Annotated in this window: 15 protein-coding genes; 11 read left to right on the plus strand and 4 right to left on the minus strand. The window is 35.8% G+C overall.

Going from position 1 to position 14817, the window contains the following annotated elements:
• Positions 1 to 7: 7 nt before the first annotated feature.
• Positions 8 to 493 (minus strand): TRAP transporter small permease, encoded by a 486-nt coding sequence (locus NYR30_RS09950; RefSeq protein WP_302500875.1) that lies wholly within the window; start codon positions 491 to 493, stop codon positions 8 to 10.
• A 241-nt stretch (positions 494 to 734) separates the two neighbouring features.
• On the opposite strand from NYR30_RS09950, the gene NYR30_RS09955 reads away from it, so the two are divergent.
• The 3 genes from NYR30_RS09955 (at position 735) to uxaC (ending at position 4045) form a co-directional block, all read left to right on the plus strand.
• A complete protein-coding gene (locus NYR30_RS09955; RefSeq protein ID WP_302500877.1) occupies positions 735 to 1718 on the plus strand; it encodes a TRAP transporter substrate-binding protein in 984 nt (327 codons plus the stop codon).
• Between the two features lie 76 nt (positions 1719 to 1794).
• On the plus strand, positions 1795 to 2640 hold the full coding sequence (locus tag NYR30_RS09960) for an SDR family oxidoreductase (RefSeq protein WP_066105924.1): 846 nt from the start codon (positions 1795 to 1797) through the stop codon (positions 2638 to 2640).
• A 1-nt stretch (position 2641) separates the two neighbouring features.
• The gene (uxaC, locus tag NYR30_RS09965) at positions 2642 to 4045 is read left to right on the plus strand and encodes a glucuronate isomerase (protein WP_066112426.1); all 1404 of its coding nucleotides are present in this window, start codon (positions 2642 to 2644) and stop codon (positions 4043 to 4045) included.
• Positions 4046 to 4100: 55 nt separating this feature from the next.
• Here uxaC and gapA read toward each other — a convergent pair whose 3' ends face one another.
• Together gapA and fadR are read right to left on the minus strand one after the other, a co-directional pair.
• Positions 4101 to 5096 (minus strand): glyceraldehyde-3-phosphate dehydrogenase, encoded by a 996-nt coding sequence (gene gapA / locus NYR30_RS09970; protein WP_302500880.1) that lies wholly within the window; start codon positions 5094 to 5096, stop codon positions 4101 to 4103.
• A gap of 181 nt (positions 5097 to 5277) precedes the next feature.
• Complete coding sequence (fadR, locus tag NYR30_RS09975; RefSeq protein ID WP_066112420.1) at positions 5278 to 6003, minus strand: fatty acid metabolism transcriptional regulator FadR; 726 nt, start codon at positions 6001 to 6003, stop codon at positions 5278 to 5280.
• A gap of 286 nt (positions 6004 to 6289) precedes the next feature.
• On the opposite strand from fadR, the gene nhaB reads away from it, so the two are divergent.
• The 6 genes from nhaB to NYR30_RS10005 all read left to right on the plus strand — a co-directional run bounded on the left by nhaB (position 6290) and on the right by NYR30_RS10005 (position 12957).
• The gene (gene nhaB / locus NYR30_RS09980; protein WP_302500883.1) at positions 6290 to 7846 is read left to right on the plus strand and encodes a sodium/proton antiporter NhaB; all 1557 of its coding nucleotides are present in this window, start codon (positions 6290 to 6292) and stop codon (positions 7844 to 7846) included.
• 12 nt (positions 7847 to 7858) lie between these two features.
• Positions 7859 to 8401, plus strand: coding sequence for a disulfide bond formation protein DsbB (dsbB, locus tag NYR30_RS09985; protein ID WP_302500885.1), 543 nt, complete (start codon positions 7859 to 7861; stop codon positions 8399 to 8401).
• Between the two features lie 79 nt (positions 8402 to 8480).
• Positions 8481 to 10739, plus strand: coding sequence for an ATP-binding protein (locus tag NYR30_RS09990; protein WP_302500888.1), 2259 nt, complete (start codon positions 8481 to 8483; stop codon positions 10737 to 10739).
• Positions 10740 to 10746: 7 nt separating this feature from the next.
• Positions 10747 to 11481 carry a 2-succinyl-6-hydroxy-2,4-cyclohexadiene-1-carboxylate synthase gene (gene menH, locus NYR30_RS09995; protein WP_302500890.1) on the plus strand — a complete coding sequence of 245 codons (735 nt, stop codon included), beginning with the start codon at positions 10747 to 10749 and terminating at the stop codon, positions 11479 to 11481.
• Positions 11482 to 11494: 13 nt separating this feature from the next.
• A complete protein-coding gene (gene menB / locus NYR30_RS10000) occupies positions 11495 to 12352 on the plus strand; it encodes a 1,4-dihydroxy-2-naphthoyl-CoA synthase (protein WP_066105897.1) in 858 nt (285 codons plus the stop codon).
• A 68-nt stretch (positions 12353 to 12420) separates the two neighbouring features.
• Complete coding sequence (locus NYR30_RS10005; protein ID WP_302500893.1) at positions 12421 to 12957, plus strand: gamma carbonic anhydrase family protein; 537 nt, start codon at positions 12421 to 12423, stop codon at positions 12955 to 12957.
• Positions 12958 to 13030: 73 nt separating this feature from the next.
• Here the strand turns inward: NYR30_RS10005 and birA are convergent, their stop codons facing one another.
• Positions 13031 to 13969, minus strand: coding sequence for a bifunctional biotin--[acetyl-CoA-carboxylase] ligase/biotin operon repressor BirA (birA, locus tag NYR30_RS10010; RefSeq protein WP_302500896.1), 939 nt, complete (start codon positions 13967 to 13969; stop codon positions 13031 to 13033).
• A 98-nt stretch (positions 13970 to 14067) separates the two neighbouring features.
• Here birA and NYR30_RS10015 point away from each other — a divergent pair, with 98 nt between their 5' ends.
• Both NYR30_RS10015 and NYR30_RS10020 read left to right on the plus strand, forming a co-directional pair.
• Complete coding sequence (locus tag NYR30_RS10015) at positions 14068 to 14502, plus strand: type II toxin-antitoxin system RatA family toxin (protein ID WP_302500900.1); 435 nt, start codon at positions 14068 to 14070, stop codon at positions 14500 to 14502.
• Positions 14495 to 14791, plus strand: a complete 297-nt coding sequence (locus tag NYR30_RS10020; RefSeq protein ID WP_302500903.1) for an RnfH family protein — start codon at positions 14495 to 14497, stop codon at positions 14789 to 14791. The genes NYR30_RS10015 and NYR30_RS10020 overlap by 8 nt, the downstream gene beginning before the upstream one ends.
• Positions 14792 to 14817: the final 26 nt, after the last annotated feature.

A 14817-nucleotide genomic window follows, 5' to 3' on the forward strand; every position in this document is an offset into this window, starting at 1 on the left:
TCCTTATTTAATGAGAGAATTGTTTAAAGTTTTCTAAAATATCTCGAACCAAATAAATCAGCATAAATATGCCACTAATAGGAATAGCCAAATAAACTACTCCCATCTGAATACCTATGACTGGAGAAATCTGGCCATTAGCAATAGTGTCTTGTACTAATCTCATACCGCCATAACACATAATAGAAAGCGTAAAAACAACACCAACAATATTGATACACAAGTTCAATACATTTTGTTTACTTGGAGATGCTTCCAATTTTGTGGCTAATAAATCTATCGCTAAGTGTTTTTTCTGTCCTAATGCATAAGCAGCACCAATTAACCCTACCCAAATAAATAAAAATCTAGCCATTTCATCTGTATAAGTACTTGGTGTATTTAAGATATATCGAGAACATACTTGCCACACTACGCAGATAACTAGCACTGAACATAGCACTACACACATACTAGAAAGAATTCGATTAATAATATTAATGAATCTATTCATATCATTTACCTCTTTATATCGATTTTGGTATTCCAATTTTGATTAAAATAAACCAAATATCAATAAAATTATCTCAAATTTGTGATCTGGTTCACCAATTAAGAAAAATTGGATTGAACTATCTAATCTTATGGCTATATTTACACCAACAATATGAACGATATTGTGAATAAACGAAAATTGGTTTACCTATTTTCAAAAAGTTAAATCATCTATTTATTAACTGGCAGGAGATCTTTTTATGAAGAAAACTATTATTTCCGTAGCTTTAACTTCTTTACTCTCTATGGGAGTTGCATTTTCAGTTCAAGCTAAAACTGTATTAAAACTTAGCCATAATAATGACAAAACACATCCTGTACACATCTCAATGCAACATATGGCAGATGAAGTCAAAAAATTAACTAATGGAGAAGTTATTATCAGGATTTATCCAAATAGCCAGTTAGGTACACAACGTGAATCAATGGAGTTATTGCAATCTGGTTCACTTGATATGGCTAAATCAAATGCAAGTGAAATGGAAGCATTTGAACCATCTTATACTGCATTCAATGTACCTTATCTATTTAAAGACAGGGAACACTACTATCGTACTTTAAGTGATTCAGAAGTCGGTCAAAAAATTCTTCTAGTATCTAAAGATAAAGGTTTTATCGGTTTAACCTACTATGATGGTGGCGCTAGAAGTTTCTATGCTAATAAACCAATAAAAACCCCAGCAGATCTTAAAGGGATGAAGATTCGTGTACAACCTAGCCCTTCAGCTGTAGAAATGATGAAATTAATGGGGGCATCACCAACACCTTTGGCATATGGTGAACTCTATACTGCATTACAACAAAAAGTTGTAGATGGTGCTGAAAACAATGAAACTGCTTTAACTTTGGCTCGTCATGGCGAGGTGGCTAAATATTTTAGTGAAGACCAACATACTATGATTCCAGATGTTTTATTAATCAGTCTAAAATCTTGGAATAAACTTACTCCTGAACAACAAGCTGCATTAAAGAAAGCTGCTGATGAATCAATGTTATTCCATAAAGAACTTTGGACAAAAATGATTGCAGAAGAAGTTGAAAAAGCAAAAAAACAATTGAATGTTCAATTTATACAAGTGGACAAACAACCATTTGTGGAAGCAGTAAAAAGCATGCATGATGCCGCTAGACAAAATCCTACAATTAAATCATATATTGAAAGAATAGATGAATTAGGTAAATAAACTTATTCAATCTAATCACCTATTAGCGGCATTTACCAAAATGCCGTTTATTTTAATAAAAACAAGGAGTTGAATCATGAATATAGCAAAAAATCATAATTTGAAAAATAAACTGATCGTTATTTCTGGTGCTGGTGGTGTACTTTGTGCTTTTTTAGCTAAAGAACTGGCAAAAACACAAGCAAAAATTGCTTTGCTAGATATTAATTATGATGCAGCAAATAAAGTAGCGGAAGAGATTAATCAAAATGGGGGTTGTGCAAAAGCCTATAAAACAAATGTTTTAGAATTGGAAAGTATTCAAGCAACCAGAGATCAAATTCTTACAGATTTCGGTACTTGTGATATTTTAATTAATGGTGCAGGCGGTAATAATCCAAAAGCAACAACCGATAATGAATTCCATTTATTAGATTTACCAGAAAATACCAAAACCTTTTTTGAATTAGATAAATCTGGTATTGAATTTGTATTTAATCTTAATTACTTAGGTACTCTATTACCAACCCAAGTATTTGCCAAAGACATGATCGGTAAGTCTGGCGCGAGCATTATCAATATTTCTAGCATGAATGCATTCACTCCATTAACAAAGATTCCTGCTTATTCTGGTGCAAAAGCTGCAATTAGTAATTTTACTCAATGGTTAGCGGTTTATTTTTCTAAAGTGGGTATTCGTTGTAATGCAATTGCACCAGGATTCTTGGTTAGCAATCAAAATCAAGCTTTATTATTTGATGAAAATGGTAAACCAACAGCCAGAGCCAATAAGATTTTAACTAATACTCCAATGGGACGTTTTGGAGAACCGGAAGAATTACTAGGTACCTTACTATTTTTAATTGATAGTGAATACTCTAGTTTTGTAAACGGTGTTATTGTCCCTGTTGATGGTGGTTTTTCTGCTTATAGTGGAGTGTAAAATGAAACCTTTTATGGATGAAGATTTTTTATTATCAACAGAAACTGCAAAACAGTTATATCATCAATATGCAGCACCTCAACCTATTTTTGATTACCACTGTCATTTAAGTCCTAAGGATATTGCTGAAAATAGACAATTTAAGGATTTAACAGAAATATGGTTAGCTGGAGATCATTACAAATGGCGTGCAATGAGAACAGCTGGTATTGATGAAGAACTGATTACAGGTACAGCTAGCAATTATCAGAAATATCTTGCATGGGCAAAAACTGTTCCACTTTGCATTGGAAATCCGATTTACCATTGGACACATTTAGAATTACGTCGTCCTTTTGGTATCACAAATATATTATTTAACCAAGATTCTGCTGAAAAAATTTGGCATCAATGTAATGAGTTATTGCAACAACCTGAATTTTCTACACGAGGTATCTTGCAACAGATGAATGTCAAACTGATAGGAACAACTGATGATCCTATCGATTCTCTTGAATATCACCAGAAAATTACCAAAGATTCAACATTTGGAATTCAGGTTGTTCCAAGCTGGCGACCAGACAAAGTATTTAAGATCGAATTACCTAACTTCATAGATTATATTGCTGATTTGTCGGAGATAAGTAATGTAAATATCCACTCTTTTTCTACTTTGAAACTAGCACTAATAAAACGATTAGATCATTTTGATAAACATGGATGTAAATCAGCAGATCATGGTATCGAAATCGTCCGTTTCGCTTCTATCCCTAACGAACAAACATTAGACCATATTTTACAAAATCGTTTACAAGGGAAAGAACTGTCTGACTTACAAATAGCTCAATTTAATACTGCAATTCTAGTTTGGTTAGCACAACAATACTCAGAACGTAATTGGGTTATGCAAATGCACATTGGTGCTCTACGTAATAATAATACGAGAATGTTTAAATTACTTGGACCAGATAGTGGTTTTGATTCTATTGCAGATCGATGTTATGCAGAATCATTATCCCATCTTTTAGATCTTATGGATCAAACAAATTGTCTTCCTAAAACTATTCTGTATTGTTTAAATCCTAGAGATAATGAAATGATCGCTAGTATGATTGGTAATTTTCAAACTGGAGGAATCCCTGGAAAGATCCAATTTGGTTCAGGTTGGTGGTTCAATGATCAGAAAGATGGTATGGAACGACAACTACAACAATTGTCTCAATTAGGTCTATTGAGCCAATTCATTGGTATGTTAACTGATTCTCGTAGTTTCTTATCTTACACTAGACATGAATATTTCAGGCGTATTCTCTGCGAGATGATCGGCAAATGGGTAGAAAATGGAGAAACGCCAAATGACATTAACCTATTAGGAACAATGGTAGAAAATATCTGTTTCAACAATGCTCAGAAATATTTCAAATAATACTTCTAATAAAAAACCGCCATTTCGGCGGTTTTTTTTATTGCTCAATAATTAATTATTTAGAGATATGAGCAACTAAGTCTAATACTTTGTTTGAGTAACCAGTTTCGTTGTCATACCAAGAAACAACTTTAACGTAAGTATCAGTTAATTGGATACCAGCTTTCGCATCGAAAATAGAAGTTAATGAACAGCCATTGAAGTCTGTTGATACTACGTCATCTTCTGTATACCCTAAAACACCTTTTAATTCATTTTCAGAAGCACGTTTCATTTCTGCACAAATTTCAGCATAAGTAGCTGGTTTTTCTAAGTTAACTGTTAAGTCAACAACAGATACGTTTGGAGTAGGTACACGGAATGCCATACCAGTTAATTTACCATTTAATGCTGGGATAACTTTACCTACTGCTTTAGCAGCACCAGTTGATGAAGGGATGATGTTTTGAGAAGCACCACGACCACCACGCCAGTCTTTAGCTGATGGACCATCTACAGTTTTTTGAGTAGCTGTAGTTGCGTGAACAGTTGTCATTAAACCGTCTTTGATACCCCATTTGTCATTTAATACTTTAGCAATTGGCGCTAAGCAGTTAGTTGTACAAGATGCGTTAGAAACGATATCTTGACCAGCATAGCTGTCGAAGTTAACACCATTTACGAACATTGGAGTGCTGTCTTTTGAAGGACCAGTCATAACAACTTTTTTCGCACCTGCAGTGATGTGTTTACGAGCTGTTTCATCAGTTAAGAATAAACCTGTTGCTTCAACTACTACATCAACACCGATTTCGTTCCATTTTAAGTTTGCTGGATCACGTTCAGCAGTAACACGAATTGTTTTACCGTTTACTACTAAGTTACCATCTTTAACTTCAACAGAACCGTCGAAACGACCGTGAGTTGAATCATATTTCAACATATATGCCATGTAATCAACATCGATTAAGTCGTTGATACCAACAACTTCGATATCATCACGATGTTGAGCTGCACGGAAAACGATACGACCGATACGGCCAAAGCCATTAATACCAATTTTAATTGCCATAGTATTTTTACCTATATTAAATGTTAAACAAAAATCTAATTAAACCACGTTTAATTCTATAAAAAGAAAATTAACCATGGTGTAACTGCGGCGAATTATAGCACAAACTTCTTTTTTACGAAAATCCGCCATTGTGCAATCGCAAGATAACAGATAACTTTTTTGTGATCTACATCAAATTTTATTCATTAAAGTTTTCTGGTAAATGTTGCTGCATAGATGACCAGATTAACCCACTTTCAATTCCATATTGACGAATACATGGTCTAACCTGTTCTACCTTTCCAGCCTGACAAATTGCATATAGCTGATGATAAAATTTTAAGGCTAAATCACGACTTAGTGGGTTAGAAAAATAGAAACGCCCTACACGTTCATATAAGCTCTTTAAACTATTTAAAATTAAGCCGTACACTGGATTATGAGACGCAAATGCCAATTTACGGAATAAGTCATAATCAAATGCAGTATAAGCTTCTGCTGTATCTTTAAGCTTAGCTAATGGTTCAAAAATCGTGAGAGATTCTTCCTTAGCAATACGAAATGCTTTACTAATATAAATTGCAGAGATATTCGTTCTTGCAGAGAGAATATTGGCAATAATTGTCGGTACACGCGTACCGTCCAATTTAATCAAGGCTTCTAAAATATTCAGCCCTGAAGTTTCCCAAATATCATTAACTCGAGTTGGCTTACCATGCTGAATACTTAGCCAGCCATCGCGCGCTAAGCGTTGCAAGACTTCACGCAACGTTGTACGTGTTACGCCGATTTTATCCGCTAATTCTCGTTCCGCTGGAAGATCGCTCCCTGGAGGAAAATGATTATTCCAAATGCTTCTAATTATGTACTCTTCCGCTAATCCAGCAGGACTATGCGCTTTGATGACATCATTATTTACTGCCATTACCTTACCTTGTTATTCTATTTCAACAGACAGAACTGATAAAACCTTTTATTTACAACTATTGCTAAAAAAGATCATATGCTGCTCTTCATTACTTATATTTTGTACGTTTCACACCATAAATTGCTCATAGTAAATGAAAAAGATAAAAATCTTTGATCATTCACAAATAAACCTAACATCGAGTGAAATAAATTTGCAAGATTGTATTACAATCGAGTCAGTTGTAAATTAAAAAAACACAACATTTTGAGAAATATAATCTAAAGTCTATGGAGATGACGGTATGGCCTATTTGCAAGCAGGTATGCAAAATTTTTTAGGGCAAAGTCCAAATTGGTACAAATTACTAATTATCGGCTTCTTAATTATTAATCCTCCTATTTTTTACGTTGATCCCTTTCTAGCTGGATGGCTGCTTGTAGCAGAATTTATTTTTACGCTTGCCATGGCATTAAAATGTTATCCATTACAACCAGGTGGTTTACTTGCTCTAGAATCGGTCATTATTGGAATGACGACACCAGAACATATCAAGCATGAAATTATGGCTAATTTTGAAGTTATTATGTTATTGATGTTTATGGTGGCTGGTATCTATTTTATGAAGCAATTATTGCTGTTTCTCTTCACTAAATTGTTACTCACTATTCATTCCAAAATCACCTTATCTTTAGCTTTCTGTATTAGTGCCGCTTTCCTCTCTGCTTTCCTTGATGCTCTAACCGTTGTCGCTGTTGTTATTAGTGTATGTATGGGCTTTTATGGTGTTTATCACAAAATAGCTTCAGGGAATAAATTTGATGACTCGACTGATATTACTAATGATGACAAAATTACTAGCGCTAAGAAAACGTTAGAAGAGTTCCGTGCTTTTTTACGTAGTTTAATGATGCACTCTGGAGTAGGGACAGCATTAGGCGGCGTAATGACAATGGTGGGAGAACCACAAAACTTAATTATCGCTGAACAAGCTGGCTGGCATTTTGGTGAATTTTTCTTCCGTATGACGCCTGTCACCGTACCTGTATTAATTTGTGGTTTATCCACCTGTTATATTTTGGAAAAATTTAAATTATTTGGTTATGGTGCGCATTTACCACGTCGTGTTTGGTTAGTGCTAGCCATTCTAGATCGCAGCCAAAGTGAAAAAATGACACGCAGCGATCGCATCAAATTAGTGATTCAAGCTATTATCGCAGTTTGGTTGATTATTGGTCTTGCTTTCCACCTTGCAGCAGTGGGCTTAATTGGCTTAACCATTATTATTCTTACCACTTCATTCTGTGGTATTACAGATGAACATACCATTGGTCGTGCCTTCCAAGAATCATTACCATTTACTGCATTACTCGTTGTCTTCTTCACAGTTGTTGCAGTAATTATTGACCAACATCTTTTCGGTGGCATTATTCAATTTGTATTAAGTGCTAGTGAAAGCTCACAATTAATGTTGTTCTACATTTTCAACGGACTATTGTCCTCTATTTCAGATAACGTTTTCGTTGGTACCGTTTATATTAATGAGGCAAAAGCGGCATTAGAGGCTGGCAAAATTACCCTTTCCCAATTTGAAAACATTGCCGTAGCTATCAACACCGGTACTAATCTACCGTCTGTTGCAACACCAAATGGGCAAGCTGCATTCTTATTTTTATTAACTTCATCATTTGCCCCATTAATTCGTTTATCTTATGGTAGAATGGTGCTTATGGCGTTACCTTATACTATTGTGTTATCTCTTGTAGGCTTAATTGGCGTTGAGTTCTTCTTACCAGAACTTGCCGCATTATTTACACAATGGGGATTAATTCCAGCACCACATATTCCACCAGTACATTAAAAAGGATAGGCGATGCTCACTTTATTTAAATCTTGGTCTTTAACACGAACAGCTTGGCTAATTATGGCGCTATCTGGTTTAGCGCTTGAGGGGTCAGCCCTCTATTTTCAACATGGTATGGGATTACATCCTTGTGTTATGTGTATTTATGAACGTGTTGCATTGCTTGGCGTAATTTTTGGTGCATTAATTGGTGCTATTTATCCTGCTTCTTTATTAGTTAGGATCGCAGGCATTGTTGTCGGGGCGTGGGGTGCAATTAAAGGTCTATTGTTAGCATTAGAACATGTTGATTTACAACTTAATCCTGCGCCTTGGAAACAATGTGAATTCCGTCCTGACTTTCCACAAACCTTACCGCTTGATCAATGGTTTCCACAAATTTTCCAAGCTAGTGGTTCTTGCAGCGATATCACATGGCGTTTTCTTGGCTATACTATGCCTCAATGGCTAGTTGTCGTTTTTATTGCCTATATTGTTATCTGGTTATTCGTTGCATTAAGTCAATTTAAACGTAGTTACTCAACACGCCAAAGACGCTTATTTAAACATTAATATTCATAAAGAGATAAGGATAAATTTAATATGAAGATTTATCCTTTCTTTTTTCATACTTCATTGCCAAGGATAAAATATGGTTGATATTAGGCACTCAGTGCAAAAATATATTGATTGGGTTATTCGGCTAGGACGTTTACGTTTTTCCATTCTCGGTATTGCGGTATTAGCTGTCTTTGCGCTCTGTGTACAAATTCTACTTAGCATTTTTGTTACTGGACAAATCTATTGGATGGATATCATTCGTTCCATTAGCTTTGGTTTAATTTCAGCGCCTTTTGTTATCTATTTTTTTAATGTTATTGTTGAAAAATTAGAGAGATCTAGACAACGCCTACATGAATCTAATCAACAGCTTTCCACAACATTAGCTCTTTTAGAAAAAGAGATTAGTGAAAAAAATAAAGCACAACTTGCACTACAACAAAAAGCCGATTTTCTACGCTCATTTATTGATTCTTCACCCGATCTGGTCTTTTCTCGTTCAGAAAATGGTAAATTCCTCGAATGTAATCGTGCCATGGAACTATTGACCGGAAAAAATGAAAGTGAATTAAAGAGTTTAACCATTGCTGAAACATTTTCAGATGATATTGCCAAATATATCCAAGGCACAGATAAGGCAGTATTAGAAAACAATATTGGTATGACTTATGAGCAATGGTTCAAATATCCAAATGGTAAATTAGCCTGTTTTGAAATTAGAAAAGTTCCTTATTATGATCAAATTAATCAGCAGCATTGCTTGCTCGGTTTTGGCCGTGACATTACCGAACACAAACGCTACCAAGAAACCATCGAAAAAGCGAATCGTGATAAATCGACACTGATGGCAACCATTAGTCACGAATTACGTACTCCATTAAATGGTATTATCGGTTTAAGCCGTATTCTTCTAGATAGCCAGCTTAATGAAAAACAGCGTAATTATTTGCACACTATCAATGTAAGCGCTGTTTCACTTGGACATATCTTTAGCGATATCATTGACTTAGAAAAATTAGATTCAAGTCGTATTCAGCTCTATAAAAAAGAAACAGATGTATTACGTTTATTAAGCGATATTGATAATTTTGCTACCTTTATGGCAAACCAAAAAAATCTCTATTTCAAACTAGAGTACGACGATAACTTGCCAAATTTCTTAATGTTGGACTATGCACGTATTTCACAAATCTTATGGAATTTAATCAATAATGCCGTTAAATTCACTACGGTAGGTGGTTTAACATTACGTTTTTCTCGTTTAGATCAACAAACTTATAGTTTTGCACTTACCGACACTGGCGTTGGTATTCCGCAATCTGAACAGAAAAAAATCTTTGCCATGTATTATCAAGTTAGAGCTGGTAATCAAAAAGCCCTCGGTAGTGGTATTGGTCTATCAATCTCAAAACGTATCGCAAAATTAATGAATGGTAATTTAACTGTACATAGTGAACCGGGCAAAGGTTCTACATTTACCTTTACCTTCAAAGCTGAAGAAGCGATTAAATTACCGCCGATTGTCACTGTTCCAGAATTACAACACCTCTCTATCTTATTAGTGGAAGATATTGAAATTAATATTATTGTTGCTCGCTCGGTCTTAGAAAAACTAGGTTATCAAGTTGATGTAGCTATGACGGGTAAAGATGCCATCAAAATGTGCGAAGAAAAACAATATGATTTGGTATTACTGGATATTCATTTACCAGATATGACCGGTTTTGAAGTAGCAGAATATTTACATCAACAATATGAGCAAGAAAAATATGATTATCTCCCACCATTAGTCGCCCTCACTGCAAATGTTGTTGCAAATAAACAAGACTACTTTAAGCATGGTATGGATGATGTATTACAAAAACCGCTTTCACTCGATGCACTCAACCAATGTTTACTTTCTTTATTTGATTTACAACCACAAACTGTCGAATCAGAAGAATCTGTTACAGAACCCGCAATACTTAACAAAACTAAAGATTCAGAACTTTGGCAAAAATTAGATGTAATGATGTTGAATGAGTTATCCAATATTCTTGGTAAAAATACGATTCAAAACAATCTTAATTTGTTCTCATCAATGATGCCAGATTATATGCAAGAGTTAGTACATTTAGCAGAAACTTACCGTCAAGATCAGCAGCATAAACAAGCGCTTTGTGAAATTGCGCATAAAATTAAAGGCGCGGCTTCATCCGTAGGTTTAAAACAGTTACAAGAAATTAGTAAACATATTCAAGATGGCGAAGAGCCTGATTGGGAACAGCATTTAAACGAACGTATTGAGCAATTACAGCAATGGCAGCAACATACTGAATACTTACAACACTGGCTCGATCAAAAGTATTAAGTGAAATATGCAAAACTTTATTTTTTTACATGGTTTTCTTGGTTCCAGTGAAGACTGGAACGCTGTTGTAGCACACTTACCTAATAAAGTACGTTGTTACTGTTTAGATTTACCAGGACATGGCAAAAATACTCACATTCAAGTCAAAGATTTTGCCGACACCGCAGCGTGGTTATCGCAACACATTTACCAATGCGTGCAACAACAACCTTATCATTTGATAGGATACTCTTTGGGGGGGCGCTTAGCTGCCTATTTTGCAACACAAACTGCCTTTCCAGTATATGCTTTACAAAAAGTGTGTTTAGAAGGAGCGAATTTAGGGCTTACTTGCCAACAAGAAAGAGATTTACGTTGGCAAAATGATCTATCTTGGGCTACTCGTTTTGCTGAAGAACCGATTTATATAGTATTACAAGATTGGTATCAGCAAGCTGTATTTGCTGATCTTAACGCTCAACAACGCCAACAGTTAATTCAATTAAGAGCGAATAACCAACCACAATCCTTGAGTAAAATGTTATTAGCAACATCATTAGCTAAACAACCTGAATTATGGCAAATCATTCGTTCACAACCGGAAAAATTTCACTATTTTTGTGGTGAAAACGATCAAAAATTTCGCCAACTCGCCGAAAAACAACAATTAAACCTAACATTAATTAGTAAAGTTGGGCATAATGCGCATGTTCATCAGCCAACCGAGTTTGCTGCTAAGTTGGCTACCCTATTTTGTCAATAAAAAAGGAAAATCTATGTTATATCCAAGTGAAGACTTTTTATATGCACCAGTTGAATGGCAAGATTGCAGTGCAGGTTATACTGATATTTTGTATCACAAATCTACTGACGGTATCGCTAAAATTACGATTAACCGTCCTCAAGTTCGCAATGCGTTTCGTCCACAAACCGTTAAAGAGATGATTCAAGCTTTTGCTGACGCACGTTTTGATGAAAAAATCGGTGTAATTGTACTAACTGGACAAGGTGAAAAAGCCTTCTGTTCAGGCGGTGATCAAAAAGTGCGCGGTGATTACGGTGGTTATAAAGATGATCAAGGGGTACACCATTTGAATGTACTTGATTTCCAACGTGATATTCGCACCTGTCCAAAACCAGTAGTCGCAATGGTAGCTGGCTATGCGATTGGCGGTGGTCATGTTTTACATATGATGTGTGATCTAACCATTGCTGCAGAAAATGCCATTTTTGGTCAAACAGGTCCAAAAGTAGGTTCTTTTGATGGCGGTTGGGGCGCTTCTTATATGGCTCGTATCGTAGGACAAAAGAAAGCTCGTGAAATTTGGTTCCTTTGCCGTCAATACAATGCACAAGAAGCACTAGATATGGGACTTGTTAATACTGTGGTACCATATGCTGATTTAGAAAAAGAAACAGTGCGTTGGTGTCGTGAAATGTTACAAAATAGCCCTATCGCATTGCGTTGCTTAAAAGCTGCGCTCAATGCAGACTGCGATGGACAAGCTGGCTTACAAGAGCTGGCAGGTAACGCAACAATGTTATTCTATATGACTGAAGAAGGACAAGAAGGCCGTAATGCCTTTAATGAAAAACGCCAACCTGACTTTAGTAAATTTAAACGTAATCCTTAATCTGATAAGTGGTCAGCAAATGCTGACCATTTATTTTCTATAATTTTCATACAAAGCAAGGATCAACTATGACTATACGCAAATACTTATCCAATCAACCACAACTTGGTGAACATGTTTATATTGATGAAGCCGCTACGGTAATCGGGAAAGTATGGTTAGCTGATCAAGTATCAATTTGGCCAGGTGCAGTATTACGCGGTGATGTTAATGATATTCGCATTGGTGCGCGCAGTAATGTTCAAGATTTAAGTGTTTTGCATACTACGAGAAGCAGTGAAAGCAATCCGCAAGGCTCGCCTTTACATATCGGCGAAGATGTCACCATTGGTCATCACGTGACACTACATGGCTGCACCATAGGCAATCGCGTATTAGTCGGTATGGGAACGATTATTCTTGATGATGCAGTTATTGAAGATGATGTCATTATCGGCGCTGGTAGTTTAGTACCACCAAGAAAACGTTTAGTAGGCGGTTATCTTTATCTAGGTTCGCCAGTTAAACAAGTGCGACCATTAACAGAGAATGAGCTCGCCTTTTTACCTATTTCAGCACAAAATTATGTGACCACTGCTGCTGAATATCAGCAAACTGATCAATAAAATTTATCGCTGATAATTTTCTAAAAATGCTAAGTCCCTTAACCACCAAATACTTAGCATTTTTACCATTAATCTAATCCTTACCGCGCAAAGAGATCTCACCAATCGCAAATGTTTTAATCTCTCCCTGATCAGTTTGCAGCAACAATTCTCCTTGTGCTGTAATACCTTGTTCAACACCGCTCAATTGTTGTTTCTCCAATAATAATTCTACTGGTTGCTGATAAAAAAGATCATATTGCTGCCATTCATCTAGCAACGGTGTTAACCCTTTTTCACTAAATAGATCCAACACACTGTTTAACTGCAAAATTAACTCTTTAATCACTAAATTACGATCGATTTTTTGCTGCTGGCTCAACATTGTAATCGGTTGATCTAAAGTGATTTCTGTTGGCAAGGCTACATTCAAACCTATACCAATCACTACTTGGTAATGTGATAAATCGGAATGTTGCTTCATCTCAATCAGAATTCCGCCTAATTTCTTTCCAGCTAGCCAAATATCATTTGGCCATTTTAATTGCACTTGCTGAAAATTTAACAGTGTCAACGCTCTGGCTACCGCAATTCCAATTGCTAGGCTTAAACCTGATAAAGGAATATCTTTAGCAAAGGTACGATAAAAACTTAAAATCACTTGTCCTGCAAAAGGTGAAAGCCATTTACGGCCACGTCGCCCACGCCCTGCTGTTTGATATTCTGCTAAACAGACACTGTTATTTGCTAATTCCCGTAAATGATCTAAAACATACTGATTAGTCGAATCAATTACTGGTTTAATAATAAGATGATTGTGTGGTAATGCTTGTTGTAAAAAATTGCGATCTAATAATTCAGCGGTTGGTAACCAATAACAATATTGCTCTTCTTTGATTAGTTGAATTCCCGATTGTTGTAATTGTTCCAACTCCGTCATTAATGTTGCACTGTCTAGCGCTAAAGTTTGACAAAGTTGCGCATAAGTATGCGGTTTAGCGTCTGCCAATAAAGTTAATAGGGTTATATTCATTATCTATTTTCACTCGTCCAGCTTCTAACAATGCAGAAGCTATAATTCCTATCGAAAATGCGTATAATACATGGCATTTGTGTTTATCTCTAACAATTATGAATAAAGTATCACAAACCACATTAGTGCCGCATAGCGCTGAACAAATGTATCACTTAGTAAATCAATATGAACTCTATCCTCAATTTCTACCTGGTTGTGTTGCTAGCCAAACCTTGCAGCAACAAGGCAATGAATTAGATGCAGAATTAGTGGTAAGTAAAGCAGGGATTCGTTTAGCATTTACTACACATAATACAATGACTCCTTACCAATCAATCCAGATGAAATTGGTTAAAGGACCATTTAAACAACTACAAGGCGAATGGCGTTTTTTACCCTTAGATGAGTTTTCATCACAAATCAGCCTACAATTACAATTTGAATTCAGTAACGCTTTAGTAGAAAAGATGTTTGGCAAAATATTCCAACAACTTACCTCACAAATGGTGCAAGCCTTTAAGCAACGTGCCAAGGAGATTTATCATGGCTGAAATTAATGTTGAAGTCACATACGCACTACCACAACAATTTTTCTTAAAAAGAGTCCGTTTGCCAGAGGGCTGCAATGTACAATCAGCCATTTTACAATCCGGCGTATTACAAGTATTCCACGATATTGATCTACGCGAAAATAAAGTCGGCATTTTCGGTCGCTTAGCGAAATTAACCGATATTTTGCAAGAAGGAGATCGCGTCGAAATTTATCGTCCTCTCTTAGCCGATCCAAAAGAAATTCGTCGTAAACGTGCTGCACAGCAACAAGAACAGAAAGCAAAATAAAACACCTAACCAGCAATCAGAGATAT

Origin of the sequence: Gallibacterium salpingitidis, assembly GCF_030517105.1 — a bacterium.
Taxonomy (GTDB): domain Bacteria; phylum Pseudomonadota; class Gammaproteobacteria; order Enterobacterales; family Pasteurellaceae; genus Gallibacterium; species Gallibacterium salpingitidis.

Bases quoted from the DNA above. Each gene is read 5' to 3' on its own strand.
- NYR30_RS09950 (WP_302500875.1), bottom strand. From the start codon at position 493: ATGAATAGATTCATTAATATTATTAATCGAATTCTTTCTAGTATGTGT.
- NYR30_RS09955 (WP_302500877.1), top strand. From the start codon at position 735: ATGAAGAAAACTATTATTTCCGTAGCTTTAACTTCTTTACTCTCTATG.
- NYR30_RS09960 (WP_066105924.1), top strand. From the start codon at position 1,795: ATGAATATAGCAAAAAATCATAATTTGAAAAATAAACTGATCGTTATT.
- uxaC (WP_066112426.1), top strand. From the start codon at position 2,642: ATGAAACCTTTTATGGATGAAGATTTTTTATTATCAACAGAAACTGCA.
- gapA (WP_302500880.1), bottom strand. From the start codon at position 5,096: ATGGCAATTAAAATTGGTATTAATGGCTTTGGCCGTATCGGTCGTATC.
- fadR (WP_066112420.1), bottom strand. From the start codon at position 6,003: ATGGCAGTAAATAATGATGTCATCAAAGCGCATAGTCCTGCTGGATTA.
- nhaB (WP_302500883.1), top strand. From the start codon at position 6,290: ATGGCCTATTTGCAAGCAGGTATGCAAAATTTTTTAGGGCAAAGTCCA.
- dsbB (WP_302500885.1), top strand. From the start codon at position 7,859: ATGCTCACTTTATTTAAATCTTGGTCTTTAACACGAACAGCTTGGCTA.
- NYR30_RS09990 (WP_302500888.1), top strand. From the start codon at position 8,481: ATGGTTGATATTAGGCACTCAGTGCAAAAATATATTGATTGGGTTATT.
- menH (WP_302500890.1), top strand. From the start codon at position 10,747: ATGCAAAACTTTATTTTTTTACATGGTTTTCTTGGTTCCAGTGAAGAC.
- menB (WP_066105897.1), top strand. From the start codon at position 11,495: ATGTTATATCCAAGTGAAGACTTTTTATATGCACCAGTTGAATGGCAA.
- NYR30_RS10005 (WP_302500893.1), top strand. From the start codon at position 12,421: ATGACTATACGCAAATACTTATCCAATCAACCACAACTTGGTGAACAT.
- birA (WP_302500896.1), bottom strand. From the start codon at position 13,969: ATGAATATAACCCTATTAACTTTATTGGCAGACGCTAAACCGCATACT.
- NYR30_RS10015 (WP_302500900.1), top strand. From the start codon at position 14,068: ATGAATAAAGTATCACAAACCACATTAGTGCCGCATAGCGCTGAACAA.
- NYR30_RS10020 (WP_302500903.1), top strand. From the start codon at position 14,495: ATGGCTGAAATTAATGTTGAAGTCACATACGCACTACCACAACAATTT.